Genomic DNA, 24,947 nt, shown 5'->3' on the forward strand with positions numbered 1-24,947 from the left:
TTTGCCTTCCGCTTTGATGATACAGCGAAAGGTACAGGATTCCGGAGGCAAGTCAAGGCCTCTTGCGGTGATGCCCGAGGGAGGAGGCCGCGCTACAGGGGCTTGTTGCCCCCGTCACCGTGGAAGATCGGCAGGGGCAGGTGCCTCCGGCGGGTCTCGCCGTAGAGGACCGTCCGCTCGCGGACGGTGGGGGCGCCCCGCTTTCCCTTGCCCTGCTCCTCGATGAGGTGGGAGCCTCCCAGGTGGAGGGCGTGCTTGCCGTATTTCGCTCCCATTGCGTCGGCCGCCTCGTAGAGCCGCTCGACCCGCTCCGCCCGGAGGGCGTCCTCGAAAAGGGAGTACTGGACCTGCGCGTCCGGCACGAGGTCCAGGAGGACGATGCCCGTGGCCCGGTAGAGAACGTGACGCTCCCACAGGCCGCCGAAGGCGTCCCGGAGGACTCCCGAGATCTCCAGCGGATAGACCGACGGGCGGGTGAGGCGCACCTCCGCGGCGGCGAGGGAGAAGTTCTGCCGCTTGAGGAAGAGGACGAGGCTCCGGGGCGCCAGGTCGTAGCGCCGGGCCTTGATGCAGGCCGACTCGAGATTCCGGAGGAGTTGAGCGAAGAGGTAGTCCGGGTCCGCCGAGGGCGGGGCGAAGGTCTTCGTCTTGCTGATGGAGAAGTAGGTGCTCTTCTCTTCCGCCGTGACGGGATAGACCGATTCCCCCCGGATCTCCCGCCAGATCTCGACGCCCGGCTTGGTGAGGCGCCGCTTCACCGTCTCCTCGGGGAGGCGGGCGAACTCCAGGGCCGTCCGGACCCCCATCTTGTTCAGGTAGTTCGTGGTGGCGGGGCCGATGCCCCAGAGCTTCCCCACCGGCAGGTCCCGGAGGTAGGAGGCGATGGCTCGGCCGGGGATGACGGTGAACCCGTCGGGCTTCCGGTGCTTCGAGGCCGCCTTGGCGAGGACCTTCGTGAGGCTGAGCCCCGCGGAGACGGTGATTCCCAGCTCCTTGATGATCTCCCTCCGGATCCGGTCCGCGATGGCCTCGTAGGAGGCCCGGAGGGCCCGGCGCATGCCCGTGAGGTCGGCGAAGGCCTCGTCGATGGAGTACTCTTCCACGTCGGGGGTGTAGCGCCGGATGATGTTGAACATCCGGCGGGAGAAGAGGCTGTAGGTCTCGTAGTCCGAGGGGAGGACGATCAGCCCCGGGCAGATCCGCTTCGCCTCCGGCAGGGAGACGCCCCGCTTGATCCCGATCCGCTTGGCGGCGTAGCTGGCGCAGGCCACGATGCCCCGCTCGCCCCCGGTGATGAGGGGCTTCCCGCGCAGCTCCGGGTGGATGGCTTCCTCGCAGGAGGTGAAGAAGGCGTCCCCGTCGACGTGGAGGATCGCCCGGGGCCACGAGGAGAGGCTGAAAAGGATGTCGTCGGTTCTGCCGCCGGAGGGCGCCACGGGTCGTACCTCGAAATCGGGAGCGTCGCCGGTTCTCCGGACGGGGCGGAGAAAAATGGATGCGGCGCTTCTCTCCTCTGCTTCCGGAAAAGCCCTTCCCGCCGCGGAGTGGCGGGGGTGGAGCGCCCGGCGGGAAGGGCGGGGGAGTCTTCTTGCGTCTTACTTGTGATACTTGCGGACCACCGCGGTCACCACGCCGCCGAGGCGCAGCTCCGACCGGGGGACGACGGGTGCATCCTTCGGGTCGGCCGTCCGGAGAACGACGCGCCCCTTCTCCCGGCAGAAGTACCGGAGGAGCCACGCCCCGTCCGCCTCCACCAGGACGACGTCGCCGTGTCTCGGAACCCGCCCCCGCTCGATGATGACGAGATCCCCCTTCCGGATCCCCTCGCCGATCATGGAGTCGTCTTTTGCCTGCACGAGGAAGGACGCGTCGGGGAAGGGCACGAGATACTCGTCGAAGGAGAGGATGTCCCGGAGTTCCTCCTCCGCCGGGGAGGGAAAACCGGCCCGGACCTCTCCTGCCAGGGGAAGCATCCGGCCGGGGCCGGCGGGGGAGATCGGGACTGCGGTTTCGGCGATTCGTTTCTCGTCCATGGCCTTCCATTTATAGAACGATCGTTCTATTGTCAACGGGAAAAATTCTGTGCTATAGAAAACCCGCTTTTCCTATCCCGGATCTTCTTGAAACAAGAGGAAAATGGCCCTGTTCCGGATCGCCACCTACAACGTCAACTCCATCCGCTCCCGCCTCCACATCCTGCTGCCCTGGATCGAGGCGAACCGCCCCGACGTCCTGTGCCTTCAGGAGACCAAGGTGGACGACGCCCGGTTTCCCGCCGGCGACTTTACGGCCCTGGGCTACCGGGCCGCCTTCCGGGGCGAGAAGCAGTACAACGGCGTGGCGGTGCTGTCCCTCGAAGAGCCGCGGAGCGTGTCCTTCGGCATCGACGACGGGGGGCCCCGGGACGAGGACCGCCTGATCCGGGCCGACTTCGGGAAGCTCACGGTGATCAACGCCTATGTCCCCCAGGGGCGGGATCGGGAAACGCCGCATTTTGCCTATAAGCTTGAATGGTTCCGGCGCTTTCGGGACGGCCTGGAGCGGAGCCTGTCGCCGGAGACGCCCCTTGCATGGGTCGGCGACCTGAATGTCGCGCCGGAGTCCATCGATGTCCACGACCCGAAGCGCCTCCTGGGGCACGTCTGCTTCTGCCCGGAGGTGTGGGAGGCCTTCCGGGGCGTCACCTCCTGGGGGCTCCTCGATGTTTTCCGGAAGCATCACCCCGGCGAACCGAAGCAGTTCAGCTTCTTCGATTACCGCATGCCCAAGGCGGCGGAGCGGGGGCTGGGCTGGCGGATCGACCACATCCTGGCCACGGCGCCCCTGGCGGCGAAGTCCGTCCGCTGCGACATCGACCTGGGGCCGCGGATGGCCGAGAAGCCGTCGGATCACACGGTGGTTCTGGCGGAATTTGAAATCTGACGCGGGCTGTTGAAAAAGGGCCGTCTGCTGCGTTCCCCTTGCCCTTCGCCATTCGACGTACCAGAAAGTACGACTCATGGCTCAGGACTGTGGGTGCCTTGCATCCAACCCTTTTTGAACAGCCCTAAGAGGTATTTTTTTCAGGCGGGCTGTTGAAAAAGCGCCGCCTGCGGCGTTTCCCTCATCCCTTGCCACTCGACGTACCAAACCGTACGCCTCGCGGCTCGGGATTTCGGGCGCCTCGCAGCCGGCCGGTTTTGAACGGCCTGCAGGGGGAGAGGAAGCGGTGAGCCGGATCGTCCGTATCCTGATCGGCGTTGTCCTGGCGCTTTCTTTTGCGCTGGTGCTCTGGTTCGCCACCAGGCCGTCGGAGGTCCAGAAGGACCCGGCCATGCAGGAAATCATCCGTCCCTTGGGGAGATAATAAGGAGGGATCTTGAAAGACCAGACCGACCGGCGGGAACAGATGGAAACGCTCCGGAAAAACAAGGAACTCGCCAGGAAGTACGCCCTTATTGGGGAGGCCCTGCCGGCCTTCGGGGACGAGGGAAAACTCTTCGAGGCCCTCGTGACGGGGGTCCGGGAGGCCTTTGAAATCCCCTACGTGTGGATCTCCCTGACGGACGCCCCGGAGGCGCTGGATCTTCTCGTGAAGCTGCGCCAGGCCCCGGCGCTCAAGGACGTGCTGAACGTCGTTCGCCTGGAGACACTCCAGGAGCTGCTGGGCGGCGGGAAGGCGCCCGTCCTGGCCAACGAGGGGCTCAAGCCCTTTTACCGGCTTCTCCCCCGGCGGCGGAAGTTCTTCTTCAAGTCCATCGTGATGGCCCCGCTGATCCTGAAGGGCCGGGCCGTCGGCAGCCTCAACTCCGCCGATCCTTCTCCCGCCAGATATCAGCCCGGAATGGACACGGGACTCCTGGAGCAGCTGATGGCCGTCGTGTCCCACTGCCTGGAAGAAAAGCAGCCTTCCGGAACGGAAACCGCCCCGGAACCCTGACGGTTCCTCGCTACGCCTCCACCGCCAGCAGGCCGATCCGCTCGTCCAGAAGGCGGGAGATGTCCGACGCTTCCTCCTGCCGGAGCGCTTCCCGGAGTACCTCCTCCGCGTCGGACCGGGTCACTTTCCGCAGCAGATCCTTGACGATCGGAACCGCGGCGGCGTTCATGCTCAGCCGGTCGATCCCCATGCCCATGTAAAGATAGGCCAGCCTCGGATCCGCGGCGGACTCGCCGCAGATCCCCACGGGGACGTTGCGTTCGTGGCAGACCGACGCCACCCGGGCGATCGTGGCGATCACCGCCGGATGGAGTGGATTGTACAGAGGAGCCACCTTCTGGTTGTTCCGGTCCACCGCCAGCACATACTGGATCAGGTCGTTCGTGCCGATACTGACGAAGGAGGTGTATTTCAGGAGGCTTTCAAGGATGGTCACCGCCGCGGGGACCTCGATCAGGATCCCCGCCGGGATATCCGGGTCGAAGGGGATGCCCTGCCGGGACAGGATGTCCTTCTCCTGTTCCAGGATGGCAAGAATCTCCTTGATCTCCGTAACGGAGGTGATCATGGGGAACAGGATCTGGAGCGGTCCCGATGCGGAGGCCCGGAGGATCGCCCGGATCTGCTCCCGGAAGATGTCCGTCAGCTCCAGGGATACCCGGATGGACCGCCAGCCCAGGTAGGGATTGTCCTCCCTGGGATAATCCATGTAGGCTAGGAACTTGTCGCCGCCGACGTCGAGGGTCCGGATGGTCACCTGTTTTCCCCCGGCGCCCTTGAGGATCCGCCGGTACAGATGAGCCTGCTCGTCCTCGGAAGGGAAGCGGGCCCGCGACAGGAAGGGGAATTCCGTCCGGTACAGGCCGATGTGGTCGGCGCCGTACTTCTCCACCAGGTCCAGGTCCGACAGGAGGCCGATGTTCGCCCCCATGCGGACGTGGAACCCGTCCGGGGTGATTGCCGGAAGGGTCCGGAGGCCGTCGAGCTGCTCGTTTCGCTTGATCTTTTCGTTTTCCAGCCGCTTATATTCCCGGATGACCAGCCGGGACGGATTCGGGAAAACATACCCGGAGGTCCCGTCGACGATGATGAAGTCGTCCTCCCGGACCTCGTTCTGAATGCCCGGAACGCCGATCAGCATGGGAATTTCGAAGGACCGGGCGAGGATCGTCACATGGGAGGTCTCGCCCCCTTTGGTCAGGATGATGCCCGTCAGATTCTCTTGGCGGAAGCGGATCAGCTCGGCCGGGGAGATGTTGGGGGCGACGAGGATGGTTTTCTTTTTGAATGTATGGACCTCCTCGTTGAATCCCAGGAGGTTGTCGAGGATCCGCTTGCCCACGACCTCGATGTCGTGGCCCCGCTCCCGCAGATAGGGGTCCTCGATGCGGGAGAACACCTTCGTGTACTCCAGGACCGTCTCCTTGAGGGCGTACTCGGCGGCATACCCTTTCCGGATGGTGTCGATGACCCTCTTTTTGAGCCCTCCGTCCCGGAGATACATCAGGTAGGCCTGAAAGATGGCCGCGTCGCCCTGCGACAGCTCCTCCTGAAAGTCGTAAAAAATGTGGAAGATCTGGTTCTCCGCTTCTTTGAGGGCCGCCTCGAACCGCGTGATCTCCAGCGGGATGTTGTCTACCTCCCGGAAATAGATGTCCGAGAAGCCGAGCGTCTCCCGGTAGAAATAGGCGTACCCCTCCGCAAATCCCGGAGAAACGGCGATGCCCCGGAGGGGGCCTTTCTTTTTTTCCTTCTTTTCCGCTCGGGCCTTCTCCGCCTGCTGGAGCCGCTCCTTGAGGCCCGCCGTCTCCTCCTCCGTCCGCTTGAGGTTCCTGAGCAGGACGGCGTAGGCCGCGGCCCCGGCGATCTGGGAGGCGATGGTCGAGAAAACGGGGATGTCCGTCTCCTTGAGCGCATCCGCCTGTTCCGTCTGTACCACCAGGACTCCCAGCATCTCGCCGTGGTAGATCAGCGGCAGCCCCAGGAAGCTGCAGAAGCGCTCCTCCCCGCTGTCCTGGAAATACTTGTGCCGGGGATGGCAGGTGGGGTTCTGCACCAGAAGGGGGGCTGTCTCCTCGAGGACGAGGCCCGTCAGCCCCTCGTCGATGTTCATGCAGATCCGGCCGACCGAGTCGGGATTCAGGCCTACCGTGGCCACGAGGGTGAGGCAATGGCGGTCCCGCTCCAGGAGGTAGATGGAACAGACGTCCACCTCCATCTTCCGGGCCACCAGGCGTACCACTTCCTGGAGGGTCTGATCTGCGTTGACCGACGTGGAGATGATCCTCCCCACGTCCTCGATGATGGAAAAGCTGCTTCGTTCGCCCTCGGGACCGACCATAGGGTTACCGGATCTTTCCCTCCCGCTGGAGGACGCCGCGGAGCTCCTTTTTGAGGATCTTGCCGATGATGTTTTTGGGCAGGGAATCGCGGAAATCGATATACCGGGGCACCTTGTAGGAGGCCATGTTCCGGCGGCACCAGTCCCGGAGTTCCTCTTCCTCGAGGGTCTCGCCGGGTCGGAGGACGACGCAGGCCATCACCTCTTCCCCGTAGATCGGGTCGGGGACGCCGACGACGGCGGCTTCCAGGATCCTCGGGTGGGTGAAGAGGATGCCTTCCAGCTCCTTGGGATAGATGTTCTCGCCTCCCCGGATGATCAGCTCCTTCTTCCGGTCCACGATGAATAGATAACCGTCCTCGTCCCTGTAGGCCATGTCTCCCGTGTGGAGCCAGCCGCCGCGGAGGGTCTGGGCGGTCTCCTCGGGCTTGTTGAAATACCCTTTCATGACGTGGCCGCCGCGGATGGTGATCTCCCCGACTTCGCCCTGTGGGACCTCCCGGTCGTCGTCGTCGACGATCCGGATCTCGCTTTCCGCGAAGGGGATTCCAATGGAGCCGATCTTGCGGACGCCGTTGATGGGGTTGGCCGTGGCGCCGGCGGTTCCCTCCGTGAGGCCGTAGCCCTCGACGATGATCATGTTGAACGTTTTCTCGAACCGGCGGATCGCCTCTACGGGCATCGGGGCGGCTCCGCAGACACCGTAGCGCAGCGAGCTGACGTCGACGTTCTCGCTCCCGGGAGTGTTCAGGAGGATCTGATAGACCGTGGGTACGCCGCTGAAGATGTTCACCCGGTATTGGGCGACAGTGTCCCAGAAGTCGGAGGCGGAGAAATTCTTTCGCAGGATGATCTGGGCGCCCACGGCCATGGGGGCCGTGCCGGTGATGACGAGACCGTTGACGTGGAACAGGGGCAGAAAGCACATAACCACTTCCTGTTCGCTGATGTCGGCGAGCTTTGTGGCCTGCCAGGAATTGGTCAGGATGTTGCCGTGGGACAGGAGGACCCCCTTGGGATTGCCCGTGGTGCCGGAGGTGTAGACGATGGTGGAGATGTCGTCCATGCCGATCGGAACGTCTTCCAGGCGGCTGTCGCCCTGCAGAAAATCATCGAAGGACAGGTAGCCGTCCGCCTCGAACCCCCGGGCGATCATGTGCTTCAGGGCGGGGGTTTCTCCCTGCACCCGGTCCGAATGTACCCGGTAGGGGGCGTCGACGAAGAGGGCCGCCGCGCCGGAATCGTTGAGGAGGTACTGGATCTCGCCAGTTTGCCACCAGCAGTTGACAGGGCCGGCGACGGCGCCGAGCTTGATGATCCCGAAATAGACGTAATAGAACTCCGGCCCGTTGTCCATCAGGAGGCACACCCGGTCCCCTTTTCGAATCCCAAGCCGTTTCAATGCGTTGGCGACGAGGCTGCTCCGCTCGTCCAGTTCGCGGTAGGTTACGTTTTCGTCGTAGAAGCGGATTACCGCCTTGTCGCCGAATCGCTCGGCCTGTGTCTGAATCATGTCACGCAGGTTCTTGAACGTGAAATCCATCTCTTTGCCCTTTCAGCGGTTTATTTCCTCTCCACACGGAGAATGAATCCGCCACGATGGACGGCTTCTTCCCAGTAGTCGATGATGAAGGCGGTCAGAAAGATGTCTTCGGGCCGGACCCCCGAAGCGAGGCTTGGAGTGGTGAAGGACAGGCTGTCCCCCGGCGCGAGAAGGCGGTAGAAAGTCGCAAACCCATCCTGTTCCCCGGTGCTGTAAAAAAGAATGACGCCCGGGATGGGATCGGTATCCCGGTCCGTGTCGGGCGAGAAGAAGGCGGCCCCGGACAGGGCCACGGTGTAGGGAACACCGGGCGTGAGCCCGACCTTGAAGGCCCTGCTTTCGATGGACTCTTTTTTCGTCATGTGGACGCAGTTCTTCTCGGCGTCGATGACGTAGTCCGTGGCCGGGGCGCTGGTGCAGAGCAGGAAGAAGATTGCAGCTGCCATCAGAAATCGCTTTGCCAAGGGGTCCCTCCTTTAAAGGATATCCTTGAAAAGATAACAGGTTACGGAGTTTGTCGGAGCAAGAATGTAACAGATTGAAAGGGTCTGCACAAGATTGATTTTTGGATCAATAAATCGTGAAGGAAGGACGAATGGTTGGATCGAAGAAACCCCTTTTCCCGGGGCAGGGGCGGCATGGAGAAGGCTTCCCGCGGGATGCGGCGGGAAGCCCGGAGATTTTTTATTAACCGACCATGAGCCGGATGGCGTCCACGACGGGATTTGTAAAGAGGGCCACCAGCACGGTGTAAAGGGCGAAGGAACCGACCGCTTCCGTCATGTAGATCCGGGGGAAGCGCTGCTTGAGGGAAACGATGAACATTCCGCCCAGCACCAGGCACCCGAACTGGAAATACGGAAAATTGTCCTTTCCGGCTGCGGCGTATTCGGCGAAGCCGAACGAGGCGGTCAGGCAGATCATGACTCCGACCAGGATGGCGATATGCAGGCTCTTTCTCATTTTAAAACCTCCTTGGATAGTCTCTCGTATCCTTTGTCTTCATGGCATGGAAGGTTCATGCCAGAAAGATAAAACGTTGCAGTCAGATGGTTATCATGATGTAAGTACTGACGATATTAAATGCCGGGTGTGCCTGGAGGGGTTCCCCGGATCGTGGACAGGGGATTCCCTGTTTAACGAAACGTTCAATGTGACGCTACCTGTTTACAAGACCCCCCGGTTGTGGTAATCAGCATTCGCCCCGCAGGCCATCCAGGCCGGGAAGGAGTTGTAAGCCATGATTTTCATTCCAAAAGAGGAGAAATTTTTCGATCATTTCGAGGATCTTGCGGACAAGATCGAAGAAGGCGGCCGTCTCTTCATGGAGATCGTGGACAACTACGATCACTCCGAGGGCAAGGTCGCCCGAATGAAGGAGATCGAACACGAGGCGGACAAGATTACCCACCTGATCTACGAGAAGATGCACAAGACCTTCCTGACCCCGCTGGACCGGGAAGACATCTACGCCCTGGCCAACAAGATGGACAGCATTCTCGATCTGATCGAGGCCGCGGCGGCGAGGATGTACCTCTACAAGGTCAAAAGCGCCTCGCGGGAGATCCGGGAGCTGGGCATCATCGTCAACAACTCCATCGCCCTGGTGAAAATGATTGTCCACGCCCTTCGGAACAAGAAGAACGCCGAGATGATCATGAAGGCCTGCGTGGAGATCAACACCCTGGAAAACGAGGGGGATTACATCCTCCGGCAGGCCATGGCCCGTCTTTTCGAGAGCGAGGAAGACGTATTCGAGCTGATCAAATGGAAGGAGATTCTCGAGCGTGTCGAGGAGTCCATCGATACCTGCGAGGACGTTTCCAACATTGTGGAAGGCATCGTCCTGAAACATGGTTAGCGCTTCGCTGGCGATGGTGATTTTCATCATCCTCATCGCCCTCGTCTTCGATTTTATCAACGGCTTTCACGACGCCGCGAATTCCATCTCTTGTGTCGTTTCCACAAGAGTCCTCTCCCCCCGTTACGCCGTGTACTGGGCCGCCACGTTCAATTTCCTGGCGGCCTTCATGATCGGGGCTCCCGTCGCGAAGACCATCGGTACGGGCATCGTCAACCCCATCATCATCAACAACACCCTCATCCTCTCCGCCCTGGCGGGGGCGATCATCTGGAACCTGATCACCTGGTGGTTCGGTCTTCCCAGCAGTTCCTCCCATGCCCTGATCGGTGGGCTGATCGGCGCCGGTGTGGTGAAGGGAGGAACGGCGTTTCTCGTCTGGGAGGGGATCATCAAGACGGCCAGCTTCATCGTCCTGTCGCCGATGATCGGACTGGTACTGGGGTTCGTTTACATGGCCCTGGTCCTCAATCTGACCAGGCGATTCTCCGCATCGAAAACGGACACGGTCTTCCGGAAGCTTCAGCTTGTCTCGGCGGCGGTCCACAGCCTCGGGCACGGGATGAACGACGCCCAGAAAACCATGGGCATCATCGCCATCGTCCTGTTCAGCAGCGGCTACATGGGGGCGACGTTCCACATCCCCTTCTGGGTCGTCCTGACGTGCAACTTTACGATTGCCCTGGGGACCATGGCGGGGGGATGGAGGATCGTGAAGACCATGGGCACGCGCATCACCAAGCTGCGCCCGATCGGCGGATTCTCCGCCGAGACGGCCGCCGCATCCTCCCTGATCGGTGCCACCATTTTCGGCATTCCCGTCAGTACGACCCATACGATCACGGGGGCCATCATGGGGGTCGGCGCCACGAGACGCCTCTCCGCGGTGCGGTGGGGTGTCGCCGGGAATATTCTCTGGGCCTGGATCCTGACGATTCCGGTCTCCGCCCTGATCTCCGCGGTTTTCTTCCTGTTCCTGGACCAGATCATTTAACGGGTCCGGGGCCTGCCGCCTTCCGCCTTTCGGGAAGGCCCGCGATACGGCGAGCCGGGCGGGAGGGGGCGTCGGTTCAATCCGTTTCTTCCGCCCGTCCCTTTTTCCGGAGATGGCGGGACACAAGCAGGCCCGCCGCCGTGCCGATGACGATTCCGGCGAGGACGGTCCCGCGGATCTGCCTGCGGCGCTCGATCCGCTTCCTCTCGTTCCGTTCCCGGACGGATTTTTCCAGAAACTGTTTCCAGTCCGGGATCTCCTCACGGGGCGGCAGGCTGTAGCAACGCTTCCAGAGCTCCAGGTAGTCCTTTTTTTCTTCATTCCAGCGGGCGTCGTCCCAGCCCAGTTCCTCCCGGCAGATCGATCCGACACGCTCCAGGATTTCCGCCCCGCCGTAGGGCAGGAGAAGCCCGATGCGGACGCGACGGAGCAGGAGGTCGTCCAGGTGCACCACCCCTTCCGTCCGGCAGGCCCACCGCAACTCGGCCCACACGGTGTTCGTCCCGGGGATGATCGCCCGTTCTTCTTCCGCTGCACCGGAGATCAGAAGAGGCGCCGCCGCCCCGTAGCGGCCGATGAGCCTTCGCTGGACCTCTCCGTCGAGACCCGTCTCCTCCAGCATGTTCATGGCAACGGGATTCAGAATCGGCGAATCCTCGATGGCATCCAGGCGGCGTGCCGCATCCCCCGGCAGGCGGGAGCGAATCGCCTGCAGCACGTCGTGGGCGATCAGGCGGAACGTGGTCAGCTTTCCCCCCGTCACCGTCACGAGCCCTTCCTCCTCCCAGACGACGTGGTCCCGGGACTCCTGCGACGGATCCGCCTTCCCCGTACCGATGACGGGGCGGACGCCGGCGAAGGAGGAGATGACGTCCTCCGGCTTCAGGTTCAGGCCGGGAAACTGGGCCTCCACGGCGGACATCAGGTATGCCGTTTCATCCGGCGAGATGGCCGGTTCCTCCTGGAGGTTTTCGAGATGGTCCACGTCGGTGGTTCCCACGAGGGTGATCCCCTCCCAGGGAAAAATAAAAACCGGCCGGCCGTCGGCGGGATGGATGAAGCAGAGGGCCTGGGCCACCGGGATCCGCCAGGCGGGGAAAATCAGGTGGCTTCCCCGGAGCGGGCGCATCCGGGGCGGGGCGCCGACCCGGGACCGGAGGACGTCCGCCCAGGCTCCCGTGGCGTTCACGACGACCCGGGCCTGCACCTCCGCCCGGCGGTTCCCCGCCAAGTCCCGGATCACCGCCCCGACGACGGTCCTCCGCCCCGAGGACGGATCTTCCCGGAAGAGGAGTTCTTCCGCCGCCACGTAATTGAGCGCCTTGCCCCCGGCCTCCACGGCCTCGAGAAGGACCCGCAGGACCAGGCGGGCGTCGTCCGTCTGGGCGTCTCCGTAATAGAACCCCCCCTGGAGTCCTTCCCGGCTGATATGCGGCGCCAGCATCTGGAATTCCTCCGGCGGATGGTACGTGTGGTCCCAGCGCAGAGCCAGGAGATCGTAGATGGAAAGACCGATGCCGTACAGGAACCGTCCGGGTGAGTTCCCTTTATAGACGGAAAGGAGAAAGCCGAGGGGATCGACCAGTCCCGGTCCTTCCGCCATGAGTTCCTGCCGTTCCTGAACGGCGGCGCGCGTCAGCATCAGGTCCCCTTCCTTCAAGTACCGGAGCCCGCCGTGGACGAGCTTGGACGAACGGCTCGACGTCCCCCAGGCGAAGTCCCTCTGCTCCACCAGCAGGGCCTGCAGGCCCAGCCGGACCGCCTCCCGGAAAAGCCCGGCGCCGGTGATGCCGCCGCCCACGATCAGAATGTCCCAAGGCCGCCCAAGTTTCGACCAGACCCTTTCTCTCCCGGCAACTCCCTCCATGATCCGTTCCTCCCTTCTTTGTCCGACCGCCGTTTCTCCGGCCGGCACCGGCGACGGTTCGGACTTCCGGTTACCCGGTCAGTTTGCCGGGATTCATGATCCCCGAGGGATCGAACCGGCGGCAGAGGTCACCCAGGACGGCCATCCCCAGGGCTCCTTTCTCCGCCGGCAGGTAGGGGGCATGGTCCACGCCCACGCCGTGCTGGTGGCTGATGGTTCCCCCCTGGGCGACGATGGCCCTGCTCGCCCCGTCCTTGAGGCGCCGCCAGCGGAGCAGGCTTTCCTCCGGTTCCTCCGCCAGACGGAACAGGCAGGTCGTGTAGAGGCTGGAGCCCCAGGGATAGAGGTGCGAGAGGTGGGTGAAGAAGTGGACCTTTTCCCCCGTTTCGGCAAGGGCCTCTCCCAGGGCCCGTTCGATCTCCCGGATCATCCCGGGGATGGACGACCACGGCACGGCCGTCTCCAGCGTATCCACAGCGTATCCCGCCTCCCACAGGGTGTTCCGCAGGTAAGGCATCCGGAAGCGGTTCCGGTGCCACTCCCTGCCGAAGGTCTTTCCTGCCGGTATGCCGCCGCAGCCGGCGGCGATTTCCAGGGCCTCCCTCCGGGCCGTCCTCGAGATCTGAGCTCCGCCGGAGACGGCGAAGAGGAGCATGCACTTGTGCTTTGCCGCGCCCCGGACGGAGAGGTACCGTTCCAGCGCACCGATGAGAAACTCGTGACCCGCCAGGGCGAGGGTGGTCTCCGTCTCCCGGGCGGTGCTCAACCGCAGCATCGAGAGGGGGATGCCCGACCACAGCATCCGCCGGGCCGCCTCTCCGCCCCGGTCGAAGTCGGGGAAAAACAGGGCGTGGAATTCCTCGGTGCGGGGGATGGACGTCACGCGGACCACTGCCTCGGTGAGGATCCCGAAACGGCCTTCCGAGCCCAGGACGGCCTCCCGGAGGTCCGGTCCCGCGGCGGATGCCGGGAAGGGGGGCAGCTCGAGGGTTCCCGAGGGAGTCTCCATCCGGCCGCCGGCAAAGAGCCGCTCAATCCTCCCGTAACCGAGGGACTGCTGGCCGCTGGAGCGGGTGGCGATCCAGCCGCCGAGGGTGGAGTACTCGAAGGACTGGGGAAAGTGGCCGAGGGTGTATCCTCTCGACCGCAGTTGCGCCTCCAGGTCCGGTCCCGCCACCCCCGCCTCGAAAACGGCCTGGTGGCTCCGTTCGTCAAACAGGAGCAGTCGGTTCATCCGCGAGAGGTCCACTGTCAGGACGGGTTCTTCACCGGGGAGCGGGTTGACGTGGCCCGCGACGCTGGTGCCGCCGCCATAGGGAATCAGCCGCACCCGGTTGCGCTTCGCAAAGTCGAGCAGGTTCCGGACGTCTTCGGCGTTGAACGGCCGGGCGATGCCGTCGGGAAACGAATCGATCCGGCCGCTGCGGAGGGCGATCCAGTCCGGGAGGCTCTGACCGCGGGCATGCCGAAGCCGGTCCTCCGGGTCCGTCGAGACGAAGGGGTGCGGCGGAAGCCGGGAGGGCGGGACCCGGCGGAGTACGTCTTCCAGGGAGGCGTCGCGCGGGGGGGCCCCCGGGCCGATTGTCTTGTGCAGGAACTTCAGCGCCGATCCGGGCAGGGTGTAGCCTTCCGTGTCGTCTCCCCATCCGTTCCATCGTCTCATGGTGGTTCCTCCTGCCGTTTCAGCGGTTCTCCGGTTATAGGGGTTTTTTGATGGTCACCGGTACCTTGCAGAGTTCCTGGAAGGTCCGGGCGTCCGCCGCCGAACCGACGATATCGCCCCAGTGGATGGGGATGGCCGACTCCGGCTCGATGATGTTAACGGCCTTGGCCGCTTCTGCGGCGGTCATCGTGTAGGTGCCCCCGATCGGAAAGATGACCACGTCCGCCCGCACGGTTTCCATCTCCGGAATGACGTCGGTGTCGCCGGCATAGTAGATGCGCTTGCCCTCCACCGTGACGACAAAGCCGATCCAGCCGTTCCTGCGGGAATGGAAGGCCTTGTGTGTGTGTGTGTGTGTGTTGTATGCGGGAACCGCTTCCACGGGGATGTCGTGGGCGGTGAGATTTTCTCCGGGCTTCAGGATCCGGACGTCGCCGGACAGCCGGGGCGCGGCGTCGGCGGTGGTGACGATGACCGTGTCGTCCTTCCGGATCCGCTTCACGTCCTCCGGGGACAGGTGGTCCCCGTGGCTGTGGCTGATCAGGATCAGATCCGCCTGGTCCTTTGTCCGGACTTTCCAGGGATCGATGTAGATGGTCTTTTCGCTCCGGATCAGGATGCTCGAATGGCCAAGCCAGAAGATCTTGTCGGTGATCATGACCCCTCCCGACAGTGTGTTTAAAAGCTTTTTCATTCCGGATTATTACGACAGATCTTTTTTAACGTCAAACGGTGGTGCCGTCAAGAGGTCTCGCGGAGCGGATGGATTTATGGTAATGGATCCGCATTCTTCACGACCCGAAAGGAGGTCTGGGCACATGAAAGGGAAAAAGGCGCCGCTGGTGAGCGTCGTCATGGGAAGCGATTCCGACCTTCCCTTGATGGAGGAGGCGATGAAGGTTCTTCAGGACTTTCAGGTTCCCCACGAGATCTTCCTGACGTCGGCCCACCGGGCTCCGCAGCGGACTTCCGAATTTGCGGCGGGTGCCGCCGGACGGGGAGTCCGCGTGATCATCGCCGGTGCCGGCGCGGCGGCCCATCTGGCCGGGGTGATCGCCTCCCAGACCCCGCTGCCCGTCATCGGGGTCCCCATCGATGCCACCTCCCTGAAAGGTCTCGACGCCCTTCTCGCCACGGTCCAGATGCCCGGGGGGATTCCCGTGGCGACCATGGCCGTCGGCAAGGCGGGGGCGAAGAACGCCGCCCTCCTGGCCGTCCGGATCCTTGCCCTCACGGATGCCCGCCTGCAGAAACGCCTTGCAGTGTTCGTGGAGGGCATGGCGAAGGACGTGGAAACCCGGCACAAGGGCATGCTGAAGAAGCTGAACACGTAAAGAGGCAGACAAGGCGACCGCGTTCGCTCCGAAAGAAGCGGAGCCGCGGAGCTTCCCACCGGAAGGAGCGGCCATGGCCGAGCGGATCGAAATCCACCCAAGACAGCCCGATCGACGGAGCGTCGAGCGGATCGCCGATCTTCTCCGGCAGGGGGGAATTGTGGCCTACCCAACCGAGACGTTCTACGGTCTCGGGGCGGATGCCACGAATCACGACGCAGTGGACCGGATCTTCGCCGTCAAGGGGAGGGATTTCAAGAGCCCCGTCGGCCTGATCATCGGCCGAATCGAGGACCTGGACCCGCTGGTTGCGGAGATTCCGGCCGCGGGTCACAGGCTGATCGGCGCCTTCTGGCCGGGGGCGCTCACCCTGGTGTTTCGGGCGTCCGGGAGGGTCCTGCCGCGACTGACAGCGGGCACCGGAAAGATCGGAATCCGCCTGTCCGGCCTGCCGGCGGCCCGGTCCATCGCGGCCGCCCTCGGGGAACCCGTCACCGCCACCAGTGCCAACCGCTCCGGAGAAAAGGAATGCAATACGGCGAGTGAGGTCTTGGCGCAGCTCGATGATTCCATCGATGCCGTTGCGGATGGAGGTGCCACCGCCGGCGGGCTGGGATCGACCTTCGTGGACGTCTCCGGCGACGCCCCGGTCATCCTCCGGCAGGGGGCGATCGCCGAGGAGGACATCCGGCGGATTCTGGGAAAGATGTCGTAATGATCCGGGACGTGATGAGGGGGGCGGATATCCAATCCGTCCCCCATCCTTTTTTCTCTTTCTTTCTCTTCGCATCATGGCGCGGGGGCTGCCACGGGGACTCCCGCCGTCGCGAAAACGTTTCCGCTCTTCGCCTTCTGAAACCGAAGAGTCTGGGGTCCGGAAACGTTTTCCAATTGCTCCTCTGGGAACCCCCGGTCGCGCCCCCGCGAACGTTGGTCGGGGAGTGGGACTTCCCGGAGCGCGAATAGCGGCTTTTTCGGGGCACCCTGCCGTCGCAGCGCAGCGCCCGCAAAGTCATCTGTCTCTACGCCGCTAGGCGCGAGTTATGACTTTGCAGCGGAGCGAGACGCTGCAGGGTCGAAAAAACGCTTCTGAGCGCGAGGGAAGCCCTGTCCCACATGCGAGCCCCCATCGGCGCCTGATTTCTGTAAAAAAAGGGAAAAATAAAGGAGGGGACGGATGGGATATCCGCCCCCCTTCGTTATCCGTATCCTTTTTTTCCAGCCCCTGCTATGGCAGCGCGCGCTCTGCGTCCAGTGGAATGACCCCCGTCTTGATGATTCCCGTTTTGTCCACTCCGGCCTTGTCCAGGGCGAAGACGACCATGAACGGGATCGCCGCCCCCGGGGCCAGGCTGTCCTTGGGGGCGGGTGTGATCTGGGGGAAGGACAGGCGTTTCTGCAGGTCCTCTTCCGAGAGGCTCGCCAGCTCGGCGTCGGAGAGATGGTTCCCTGCATAGGAAATGCGGCTTCGAATGATCCGGTCCGACGGGTCGTACAGTTTTCCCTGGATGCGGATCCGGGTCACCGTCTGGGAAGAAATGTTCTGGACGGTTCCCTCCAGGATCATCAGATCGCCCAAAAAGACGTTGGCCATCATGCGGCGCCGGACCTGCTGGATCCGGATGTCGCCGGGGTTGACTTCCGCCTGCTGGATGTCCTTTCCGAACACGGTTTCCAGGGCGGGAACGGCGACAACGAGGTCCGAGACGACGGCCCGCCGCACGTCGGGATACAGAAAGAGGAAGGTGGTCCCGCCGATCACCAGGATAAGAAGCACCGACAGGAAGATGAGAAGAAAGGAGGGGCGCCGCCGGGGGGCATCCGTCGCGGGAGGGACGGGCTCTTCCTCTTCCTCCTTTTCTTCCTCCGGGGACGGTCTGTCCAAGGCCCGGGGGGGATAGTCCTCGGGCATGCGCCGGGGCTCCGCCTCGCGAAGGGCCTCCCGGATCCGGTCCGCGGCCATCATCACCGTGTCGCCCTGCCGGGGTGCATTGGAGGGAGGTTGACTTCCGGGCAGCAGGATCTTGAGGTCCGAGGCCTCGGAGAGTTCCGGAGGAGGAGCCGGCGGTTCCTCGATCGCCTCTTCCGGTTCGGGCCTGGCCGCTTCCCGCTGCGGGTTTTCCTGGAAAAAAACGGCTTTGCAGCTTGTGCACCGCACCCAGGCCCCGTCGGCTTCCATCAGGGTATCGTCAAAGCGGTATTTTGTGCCGCATGCTTCGCACCGGATGATCATGACTCCTCCTTGCCGCGTGGTTTTCTCCCGGTCTGCCGGAAGTCCGGACTTGCCTTCACTTTCCCGCGTTCAGGACGCAGACGTCGGGAAGAAAGCGGCCCTGTTCGTCGAAGTCGAGTCCGTAGCCGATGACGAAACCATCGTCCATGGTGAACCCCACGAAATCCGCCTCGAAGGGAACCTTCCGGCGGAGCTTCTTGTCGAGGAAGGCGCAGACTTTCAGACTCCGGGGATTGCGGGCCCGCAGGTTCTCTACGAGGTAGGTCAGGGTGAGGCCCGTGTCGATGATGTCCTCGACAATGAGGACGTCCTTCCCGGTGATGTCGGTCTCGATGTCCTTGGTGAGTTCGATCCGGCCGGATGTTTCCGTGCCGGAGCCGTAGCTGGCAACGCGGATGAAGTCGATCCGGCAGGGAATGCGGAGGGCCCGGACAAGATCGGCCATGAACATGAAGGCCCCCTTCAGAACGCCGATGACGACGAGATTGCGGTCTTCGTAGGCCCTGGAGACCTCTTCCCCCAGTTCGAGAACCCTCTCCCGGATGGCTTCCCGGGAATAGAGGACCGATTTTCTCATGGCCTCCATCGCCATCCCTCCTTATGTTGCCGATTTTCCATATCTTATGTGCCCACCCCTGTCAACCCGAAATCCTTCCTCAGGCCGCGCCGCCAAAGGCCCGGGCGAAGGTCTCGATATGGGATTCGATGATCGCCTCCGCCTGCCGGAGGTCGTCCGCGGTCCGGAGCTCCGAGGAGAGGCTGAGAAAAATCCGGTCGAAGGGGGATCGCTCACATCCCAGGGCGTCGTAGTCGATGAAGGAGATCATGTACTGGGAGCCGTCGAAGTAGTATTTCCCCAGCCGGTTTACGTCGGGAGAGCGGAAGGGCCAGTTCAGCTTGAGCTCGAAGTAGGCGAGGGCCTTCTCCCGGGTCGGCCCTTCCCGGAAGGCCTCCGGCGGGGGCATGCGGCCGACACGCTCGCTGATCAGGCGGAAATACTCTTTGGAGAAGTCGATGTCCGTCACGCACAGGCCGAAGAGGTACCAGTCGTCCAGGAGGTCCACGAGGGCCCGCTGCTCCGCCGGGGCCAGGTAGGTGTAGCTGGGGCAGAAGTGGCCGTCGCAGAGCTCCCGGCCGTAGAAGGAGGCGTCCCGCAGGTCCCGCCCCTCGTTCTGCATCGGATGGAGGAGGCATCCCACCTGCGTTTCTTCCTCATTCAGGAAACCGACGAACTCGCAGCAGTAGATGACCTCATAGCGCTTCGTCGGGTCTTCCTCCTGCAGAACGAGGCGCGAGAAGGTCTCCGGATCGAAGTCCGGACCGGCCAGGCGACGGTAGAGGGTGGTGCGGCGACGGAAGCGCCGGACGAGGGATTCCCGGGTGCTGTCGGCGTAGTTGTAGATGCCGCAGCAGGCCCCGCATGACTGGGCACCGGGCTGGCAGAGATGGACGAAATCGGGTCCCCGGTTCATGACGGACGGGGCCTATTCGAAGACGACTGTTTTCGAGCCGTAGGGGAGGATACGGTTCTCCAGGTGGAGGCGCACGGCCCGGGCGAGGACGATCCGCTCCAGGTCCTGGCTCTTGAGCTGGATGTCCTCCACGGAGTCGCGGTGGCTGATCTTGATGACATCCTGGGCGATGATCGGCCCGTCGTCCAGCTTCTGTGTCACATAGTGGCTCGTGGCGCCGATGATCTTCACGCCCCGGTCGTAGGCCTGCTGGTAGGGCTTGGGGCCGGCGAAGGCGGGGAGGAAGGAGTGGTGGATGTTGATGATTCGGTTGGGATACTCACGGACGAATTTGCCACTTAGGATCTGCATGTATCGCGCCAGAACGATAACATCGATCTTCTCCTTCTTCAGGAGGGTGATCTCCTTCGCTTCCTGGCGACTCTTGGTCTCAGGCGTGATGGGGAAGCACTCGAAACGAAGGCCGAAGGGCTCCACCAGGGACCGCAGCTCCTCATGGTTTCCGATGACCAGGGGGATCTCCGCCCGGAACTCCCCCATCCGGTGCCGCAGCATCAGGTCGTAGAGGCAATGCGGGTGGCGGGAGGCGAAGACGGCCATCCGGGGAACCGTATCCGTGAAGTGCAGGCTCCAGGTCATGTCGAACTTCCGGGCCGTGTGTTTAAATACGTCGCCGATCTCGTCCCGGGGGATGTTGAACCCGTCCAGTTCCCACTCGATGCGCATGAAGAAAATTTTCTTCCTGATGGACGTGTGCTGGGCGGCGTGGACGATGTTGCCGTTCTGCTGGAAGATGAAGTTGGAGATGTTTGCCACCAGCCCCTTCTGGTCGGGACAGGACAGGAGCAGGACGGCATTGGGCCCGTTCATGGTTCGTCTCCTCAAGGGGGCGGAATGAAAGGATAATGGAACGTCTTCCCGGGGCTATATAGGAGGAATGGAATTGCAGGTCAAGGGCAAAGATGATAAGAGGACCCCTCCGGCTGATGTTGCCGGAGGCCCGGAAGGCCGGCATTCCTTAAGCGGGGAGCCGGCCCCGGAGCGCGCAGGGGAAGAACATGAGCAGGATCGTCGAGAACATTCATCTGTCCAACGGCCTTGTCTTGGAAGTGTGGGACCTGTCCCGGCCGATCGCGGCGGACACCACGAAGGTGGAACTGTACATCCGGGTGAAGGTGCCCTTCGAGGAGTCTCATTTCGACGCCCCCGGACATTATGATCTCACCCGGCGGGTCTTCGGTCCCGAGGGAGTCTACGAATACAGGAAAGAGCGGACCTTTGTAAACAACGTCGACCGGGAGACCGTCTTCGCGGAACTCCTGAACGGTTTTCGGGCGGATGCCCTCCCGTACCTCGAACGGCCCGACTTCCCCCGGCGGTTTTCCCTGAACCGGCATCGGGAGATCCTCCAGAATCCATGGAAGTACCCGGTGCGGCTGCCTGATGGAGGCACGACGTGAAGGCACTGCTGACGGACCTGGCAAATGAACAGGCGGCCTTGGACTGCCTGGTAGCGGACATACGAGATGACCAGTGGTCGGTCATGACCCCGTTTTCCGAGTGGACCGTACAGGACCAGGTCAGCCACCTGGCTTTCTTTGACGGTGCCGCGTTCCTGGCAATGACGGATCCGCAGGCCTTTCAGGCGCAGTCGGCGACGTTTCCGGCGGACGAGACGGTCTTCGATGTCACCCTGGACAAGGGACGACGGATGGCGCCGGCGGATCTGCTGGCCTGGTGGCGCCGCGAGCGGGATTCCCTCCTGGGGGCTCTCGGCAGCCGGGAAGCAAAGGACCGGATCGAATGGTTCGGTCCCCCCATGAGCGTCCGGACCCTGGCCACGGCCCGCCTGATGGAGACCTGGGCCCACGGCCAGAACATCGTCGACGCCTTGGATCTCAAGCGTCCTGCCACGGCGAGGCTCCGGCACATCGCCCAACTGGGATACATCACCTTCGGCTGGAGTTTCTTCAACCGCCGCCTCGATCCTCCCGACAAGCTGATCCGGCTGGAACTCCTGGCCCCGGGAGGAGACACCTGGGCCTGGGGACCCGATGCGGCCGATGAGACCGTCCGGGGGCCGGCGGAGGATTTCTGTCTCGTCGTCACCCAGCGCCGCCATCCCTACGATACGGGACTCGAATGGAGCGGTCCCGCGACGGAGCAATGGCTCCTGTATGCCCAGGCCTTTGCGGGTCCGCCCACCTTCGGTCCCCGGCCGGGGCGGTTTCCGAGAACGAGGGAGTGACGGTCGAGACCGGGCGGGGCCGTGAAGATTCTCTCCTGTCCGCCTGGCTTTCCTGGCAACCTGCTACCCACAAGATCGCCGATGCTTTCCTGAAACGGAGGGGTTGCCGGGTTTCCGGCGCCGCCGACGGGGGCGCCGGCACACTGTCCCGCGCGACGCCACGGTCCGCCGGGGAGCCGCGAAAGGCGGCCGCGGATTGATGAACTGGAAAGATCTGCTGGTATCCGTTGAGAAGCCCGGCCGGTACATCGGCGGCGAGGTGAATGCCCTGCGGAGAGACCCCGCCACCTGCCGGCTCCGGTTTGCCCTTGCCTTTCCCGATGCCTATGAAGTGGGCATGTCCCACCTGGGACTTCAGATCCTTTATTCCATCCTCGGCACCCGGTCCGACATCCTGGTGGAACGCTGTTTCGCTCCCTGGCCCGATATGGAACGTCTTTTGAGGGAGGCGGGCGTTCCCCTCTCTTCCCTCGAGTCCGGAATTCCCCTCCGGGACTTCGACGTCGTGGGCTTCTCCCTCCAGTACGAGCTATGCTACACAAACGTCCTCAACATGCTGGACCTGGGAGGCATTCCCCTCCGGGCCGCCGACCGGCGGGACGGAGATCCCCTCGTCGTTGCCGGCGGGCCCTGCGCCTTCAATCCGGCCCCCGTGTCGGCCTTCATCGACGCCTTTGCCGTCGGCGAGGGGGAGGAGGTCGTTTCGGAGATCGCCGAGGCCGTTCTGGAGGGCCGGGAGCGGGGAGAGGGGCGCCGGGGCCTCCTGGAGCGCCTGGCCGCCCTGGAAGGCGTCTATGTTCCTGTCCTGCCCCGGGCGGGCCGTGTCCGGAAACGCGTCGTGGCGGACCTCAACCGGTGGAGCGCCCCCCGGCGGCCCGTGGTGCCCCTGGTGAAGGCCGTCCACGACCGGGTGAATCTGGAGATCGCCCGGGGATGCACCCGGGGCTGCCGCTTCTGCCAGGCCGGCATGGTCTGGCGGCCCGTCCGGGAGCGCAATCCGGCCCTGCTCATGGACATGGCTGAGGAGATGCTCTGCGCCACCGGGCACGACGAGCTTTCGCTCCTGTCGCTCAGCTCCGGCGATTACAGCCGGATCGAGCCGCTCCTGGAAGGCCTGATGGCCCGCCACTACGACGACCGTGTAGCCTTGGCCCTGCCGTCGCTCCGCGTAGAGACCCTGACCGGGAACCTGATCGAGCAGATCCGGCGGGTCCGCAAGACGAGCTTCACCCTGGCTCCGGAGGCGGGGACCCAGCGCCTGCGGAACCGGATCAACAAGGGAAATGCGGAGGAGGATCTCCTCCGGACGGCCTCCCGGGTCTTCGAGGCGGGCTGGAGGTCTATGAAACTGTATTTCATGATCGGCCTTCCCGGAGAGACGCAGGAAGACCTGGAGGGGATCGCCGAATTGGCGTACCGGACGCTGGGCGTGGCGGGAAAGCGGGGACAGGTGACGGTGAGCCTCTCCACGTTCGTGCCGAAGCCCCATACGCCCTTTCAGTGGGAAGCCCAGATGTCCCTGGAGGAGACCCTCGAGAAGCAGAAATTTTTCCGGGGGCGGATCCGAAACCGGAACCTGCCCGTCAAGTGGCACGATGCCCGGATGAGCCTCCTGGAGGGCGTCTTTTCCAGGGGGGACGAGCGCCTTGGCGACCTGCTGGAAGAGGCCTTCCGTCTGGGATGCCGGTTCGACGGCTGGTCGGACCGCTACCGCTTTGACCTCTGGGAGGAGGCCCTTCGCCGGACGGGGATCGATCCGGCGGACTGCCTGCGTGAGCGGGGGAGCGGCGAGGTGCTGCCCTGGGACGGGATCGACGCCGGCGTGGAGAGGGAATTTCTCCTGGAGGAGCGGGAACGGGCCCGACGGGAAGAAGCCACGGCGGACTGCCGGACGGCGGGATGCACGAACTGCGGCGCCTGCGACCATGATGTCATCCGGATTGTCGAGGCTGCGGAGGAAGCGCTTCCGGCATCGGGCCGACAGGAAGGGGAGCGGATGCCGGACGCCGCGATTCCCGTCTGCTACCGGATGACCTTTGCCAAGCGGGGGACCTCCCGGTTTCTCTCCCACTTGGAGCTGTCCTCGGCCCTCCTCCGGGCCATGAAGCAGGCGGGGCTGGCCTTCGTCTTCAGCGGCGGCTTCCACCCCCACCCAAAGGTCTCCTTTGCATCGGCCACCGCAGTCGGCATGGAAAGCACGGCCGAATACCTGGAGGTTCAGGTTCAGGAGAAGGATCCGGTCCTGCCCTCCCTTCCGGACCGGATCAACGCCTTCCTGCCGGCGGGGCTGGAAATTACGGCGGCGGAGGAGATTCCTCCCTTTGGATGGTCCCTGGCGGAGCAGGTTTCGGGTTTCTCTTTCCGGATCGCCTTTCCCCGAGAGACCTCCCCGGAGGAATGGGACCGCCTGGCCGGCCGCGCCGGAGAGTTTCTGGCAGCGGAGTGCTTCCCCGTTACCCGGGAGGCGAAGGGCAAGGTCACGACCCGGGACGTGCGGCCCCTGGTGAGCCGGCTTCTGGTGGATCCGGCCGCTTTTGCCGTCGAGGCAGACGTGGCCATGGGGCCGGCGGGCTCCGTTCGTCCCCTGGAGATCCTCACGCAGGTCCTCGGCATCCCGAAAGCGGAAGCGGCCCGCCTGCCCGTCCTCAAGACGGAGACCTTCTTCCGGTGATTTGCCGATCCCCCCCGGCCGCGCCCCCGCGACTGGTCTGCCCGTACGGGACACGGGGGCTCCCGGGAGTGCGACGGCCGATGGATATATTTTTTGGTTGACAAACGGCGTCGAATTGCGTAGGTAGCCTTTTCCAATTTTTCTGACAGCGAAGGAATTTCTCTCATGTACGCAGTCATCCAGACGGGTGGTAAGCAGCACCGGGTTTCCGAAGGCGATGTCCTGGCGGTCGAAAAGATCGAGGGGCAGAAGGGAGACGCGGTGGTGTTCAGCGAGGTTCTCCTGGTTTCGAAGGATGAAGACGTCCGGATCGGCCAGCCTTTTGTTGAGGGCGCCAAGGTCGTCGGGGAGATCGTGGCCCAGGAGAAGGGCCCCAAGATCGTCGTCTTCAAAATGAAGAGACGCAAGGGATTCCGCAAGAAGACGGGACACCGGCAGCTCCTCACCCGAATGAAGATCAAAGAAATTTCTCTGTAAACGGAGGGCCCGATGGCACACAAGAAAGGGCAGGGGAGTTCCCGGAACGGCCGGGACAGCAATTCCCAGCGCCGGGGCGTGAAGGTCTTCGGCGGCCAGAAGATCACCGCCGGCTCCATCATCATTCGCCAGCTGGGAACGAAGATCCATCCGGGCAACAACGTCGGCATGGGGAAGGACTACACCCTCTTCGCCAAGATCGACGGCGTCGTGGCGTTCGAGAAGCTCGACAAAACGCGCAAGAAGGTCAGCGTATACGCCGCCGCCTGAGGTGCGGGAATCCGGATCATCCGGAGAGCCGCAGCGACCGGATCGGCCAGTTAT

The 24,947-nt window shown here is 63.5% G+C and carries 25 protein-coding genes; 12 read left to right on the forward strand and 13 right to left on the reverse strand.

What is annotated here, in order from left to right:
• Positions 1 to 92 precede the first annotated feature (92 nt).
• Positions 93 to 1,406 carry a DNA polymerase IV gene (locus HPY65_02330; GenBank protein ID NPU83298.1) on the reverse strand — a complete coding sequence of 438 codons (1,314 nt, stop codon included), beginning with the start codon at positions 1,404 to 1,406 and terminating at the stop codon, positions 93 to 95.
• Positions 1,407 to 1,595: 189 nt separating this feature from the next.
• Positions 1,596 to 2,033: a hypothetical protein gene (locus tag HPY65_02335; protein ID NPU83299.1), complete on the reverse strand. Its 438-nt coding sequence runs from the start codon at positions 2,031 to 2,033 to the stop codon at positions 1,596 to 1,598.
• Positions 2,034 to 2,136: 103 nt separating this feature from the next.
• On the opposite strand from HPY65_02335, the gene xth reads away from it, so the two are divergent.
• The 3 genes from xth (at position 2,137) to HPY65_02350 (ending at position 3,919) form a co-directional block, all read left to right on the forward strand.
• Positions 2,137 to 2,922, forward strand: a complete 786-nt coding sequence (gene xth, locus HPY65_02340; protein ID NPU83300.1) for an exodeoxyribonuclease III — start codon at positions 2,137 to 2,139, stop codon at positions 2,920 to 2,922.
• A 286-nt stretch (positions 2,923 to 3,208) separates the two neighbouring features.
• Entirely contained in the window at positions 3,209 to 3,346 is a 138-nt protein-coding gene (locus tag HPY65_02345) for a hypothetical protein (protein NPU83301.1), read from the forward strand.
• Positions 3,347 to 3,358: 12 nt separating this feature from the next.
• Entirely contained in the window at positions 3,359 to 3,919 is a 561-nt protein-coding gene (locus tag HPY65_02350; protein ID NPU83302.1) for a DUF484 family protein, read from the forward strand.
• Between the two features lie 10 nt (positions 3,920 to 3,929).
• Here the strand turns inward: HPY65_02350 and ptsP are convergent, their stop codons facing one another.
• The 4 genes from ptsP to HPY65_02370 all read right to left on the reverse strand — a co-directional run bounded on the left by ptsP (position 3,930) and on the right by HPY65_02370 (position 8,766).
• Positions 3,930 to 6,260 carry a phosphoenolpyruvate--protein phosphotransferase gene (gene ptsP / locus HPY65_02355; protein ID NPU83303.1) on the reverse strand — a complete coding sequence of 777 codons (2,331 nt, stop codon included), beginning with the start codon at positions 6,258 to 6,260 and terminating at the stop codon, positions 3,930 to 3,932.
• 4 nt (positions 6,261 to 6,264) lie between these two features.
• Complete coding sequence (locus HPY65_02360) at positions 6,265 to 7,803, reverse strand: long-chain fatty acid--CoA ligase (GenBank protein ID NPU83304.1); 1,539 nt, start codon at positions 7,801 to 7,803, stop codon at positions 6,265 to 6,267.
• 20 nt (positions 7,804 to 7,823) lie between these two features.
• Entirely contained in the window at positions 7,824 to 8,267 is a 444-nt protein-coding gene (locus HPY65_02365) for a hypothetical protein (GenBank protein ID NPU83305.1), read from the reverse strand.
• 223 nt (positions 8,268 to 8,490) lie between these two features.
• Complete coding sequence (locus HPY65_02370; protein NPU83306.1) at positions 8,491 to 8,766, reverse strand: hypothetical protein; 276 nt, start codon at positions 8,764 to 8,766, stop codon at positions 8,491 to 8,493.
• A 277-nt stretch (positions 8,767 to 9,043) separates the two neighbouring features.
• Between HPY65_02370 and HPY65_02375 the strand changes: the two genes are divergently transcribed.
• Complete coding sequence (locus HPY65_02375) at positions 9,044 to 9,664, forward strand: DUF47 domain-containing protein (GenBank protein NPU83307.1); 621 nt, start codon at positions 9,044 to 9,046, stop codon at positions 9,662 to 9,664.
• A complete protein-coding gene (locus HPY65_02380; protein ID NPU83308.1) occupies positions 9,657 to 10,658 on the forward strand; it encodes an inorganic phosphate transporter in 1,002 nt (333 codons plus the stop codon). Before HPY65_02375 ends, HPY65_02380 begins: the two co-directional genes overlap by 8 nt.
• 76 nt (positions 10,659 to 10,734) lie before the next feature.
• Here HPY65_02380 and HPY65_02385 read toward each other — a convergent pair whose 3' ends face one another.
• From HPY65_02385 to HPY65_02395, 3 genes are all read right to left on the reverse strand, one after another.
• Positions 10,735 to 12,525, reverse strand: a complete 1,791-nt coding sequence (locus HPY65_02385; protein ID NPU83309.1) for a glycerol-3-phosphate dehydrogenase/oxidase — start codon at positions 12,523 to 12,525, stop codon at positions 10,735 to 10,737.
• A gap of 70 nt (positions 12,526 to 12,595) precedes the next feature.
• Positions 12,596 to 14,188: an FAD-binding oxidoreductase gene (locus tag HPY65_02390; protein NPU83310.1), complete on the reverse strand. Its 1,593-nt coding sequence runs from the start codon at positions 14,186 to 14,188 to the stop codon at positions 12,596 to 12,598.
• Between the two features lie 34 nt (positions 14,189 to 14,222).
• Positions 14,223 to 14,843, reverse strand: coding sequence for an MBL fold metallo-hydrolase (locus tag HPY65_02395; protein NPU83311.1), 621 nt, complete (start codon positions 14,841 to 14,843; stop codon positions 14,223 to 14,225).
• Between the two features lie 163 nt (positions 14,844 to 15,006).
• On the opposite strand from HPY65_02395, the gene purE reads away from it, so the two are divergent.
• Entirely contained in the window at positions 15,007 to 15,522 is a 516-nt protein-coding gene (gene purE, locus HPY65_02400; protein ID NPU83312.1) for a 5-(carboxyamino)imidazole ribonucleotide mutase, read from the forward strand.
• A gap of 73 nt (positions 15,523 to 15,595) precedes the next feature.
• The gene (locus HPY65_02405) at positions 15,596 to 16,237 is read left to right on the forward strand and encodes a threonylcarbamoyl-AMP synthase (protein NPU83313.1); all 642 of its coding nucleotides are present in this window, start codon (positions 15,596 to 15,598) and stop codon (positions 16,235 to 16,237) included.
• A gap of 513 nt (positions 16,238 to 16,750) precedes the next feature.
• Here the strand turns inward: HPY65_02405 and HPY65_02410 are convergent.
• The 4 genes from HPY65_02410 to purU form a co-directional block, all read right to left on the reverse strand.
• Positions 16,751 to 17,755, reverse strand: a complete 1,005-nt coding sequence (locus tag HPY65_02410) for a DUF3426 domain-containing protein (GenBank protein ID NPU83314.1) — start codon at positions 17,753 to 17,755, stop codon at positions 16,751 to 16,753.
• Between the two features lie 55 nt (positions 17,756 to 17,810).
• Positions 17,811 to 18,347 carry a hypoxanthine phosphoribosyltransferase gene (gene hpt / locus HPY65_02415; protein ID NPU83315.1) on the reverse strand — a complete coding sequence of 179 codons (537 nt, stop codon included), beginning with the start codon at positions 18,345 to 18,347 and terminating at the stop codon, positions 17,811 to 17,813.
• Between the two features lie 64 nt (positions 18,348 to 18,411).
• Positions 18,412 to 19,227: a hypothetical protein gene (locus HPY65_02420; protein NPU83316.1), complete on the reverse strand. Its 816-nt coding sequence runs from the start codon at positions 19,225 to 19,227 to the stop codon at positions 18,412 to 18,414.
• 12 nt (positions 19,228 to 19,239) lie between these two features.
• The gene (gene purU, locus HPY65_02425; GenBank protein NPU83317.1) at positions 19,240 to 20,097 is read right to left on the reverse strand and encodes a formyltetrahydrofolate deformylase; all 858 of its coding nucleotides are present in this window, start codon (positions 20,095 to 20,097) and stop codon (positions 19,240 to 19,242) included.
• Between the two features lie 188 nt (positions 20,098 to 20,285).
• On the opposite strand from purU, the gene HPY65_02430 reads away from it, so the two are divergent.
• The 5 genes from HPY65_02430 to rpmA all read left to right on the forward strand — a co-directional run bounded on the left by HPY65_02430 (position 20,286) and on the right by rpmA (position 24,893).
• Positions 20,286 to 20,687 (forward strand): hypothetical protein, encoded by a 402-nt coding sequence (locus HPY65_02430; GenBank protein ID NPU83318.1) that lies wholly within the window; start codon positions 20,286 to 20,288, stop codon positions 20,685 to 20,687.
• On the forward strand, positions 20,684 to 21,475 hold the full coding sequence (locus HPY65_02435; protein NPU83319.1) for a TIGR03084 family protein: 792 nt from the start codon (positions 20,684 to 20,686) through the stop codon (positions 21,473 to 21,475). Before HPY65_02430 ends, HPY65_02435 begins: the two co-directional genes overlap by 4 nt.
• A 199-nt stretch (positions 21,476 to 21,674) precedes the next feature.
• Entirely contained in the window at positions 21,675 to 24,146 is a 2,472-nt protein-coding gene (locus HPY65_02440) for a TIGR03960 family B12-binding radical SAM protein (GenBank protein ID NPU83320.1), read from the forward strand.
• Between the two features lie 165 nt (positions 24,147 to 24,311).
• Positions 24,312 to 24,623 carry a 50S ribosomal protein L21 gene (gene rplU, locus HPY65_02445; GenBank protein NPU83321.1) on the forward strand — a complete coding sequence of 104 codons (312 nt, stop codon included), beginning with the start codon at positions 24,312 to 24,314 and terminating at the stop codon, positions 24,621 to 24,623.
• Between the two features lie 12 nt (positions 24,624 to 24,635).
• Positions 24,636 to 24,893, forward strand: coding sequence for a 50S ribosomal protein L27 (gene rpmA / locus HPY65_02450; protein ID NPU83322.1), 258 nt, complete (start codon positions 24,636 to 24,638; stop codon positions 24,891 to 24,893).
• Positions 24,894 to 24,947 lie beyond the last annotated feature (54 nt).

The organism is Syntrophaceae bacterium (assembly GCA_013177825.1).
Lineage (GTDB): Bacteria > Desulfobacterota > Syntrophia > Syntrophales > PHBD01 > PHBD01.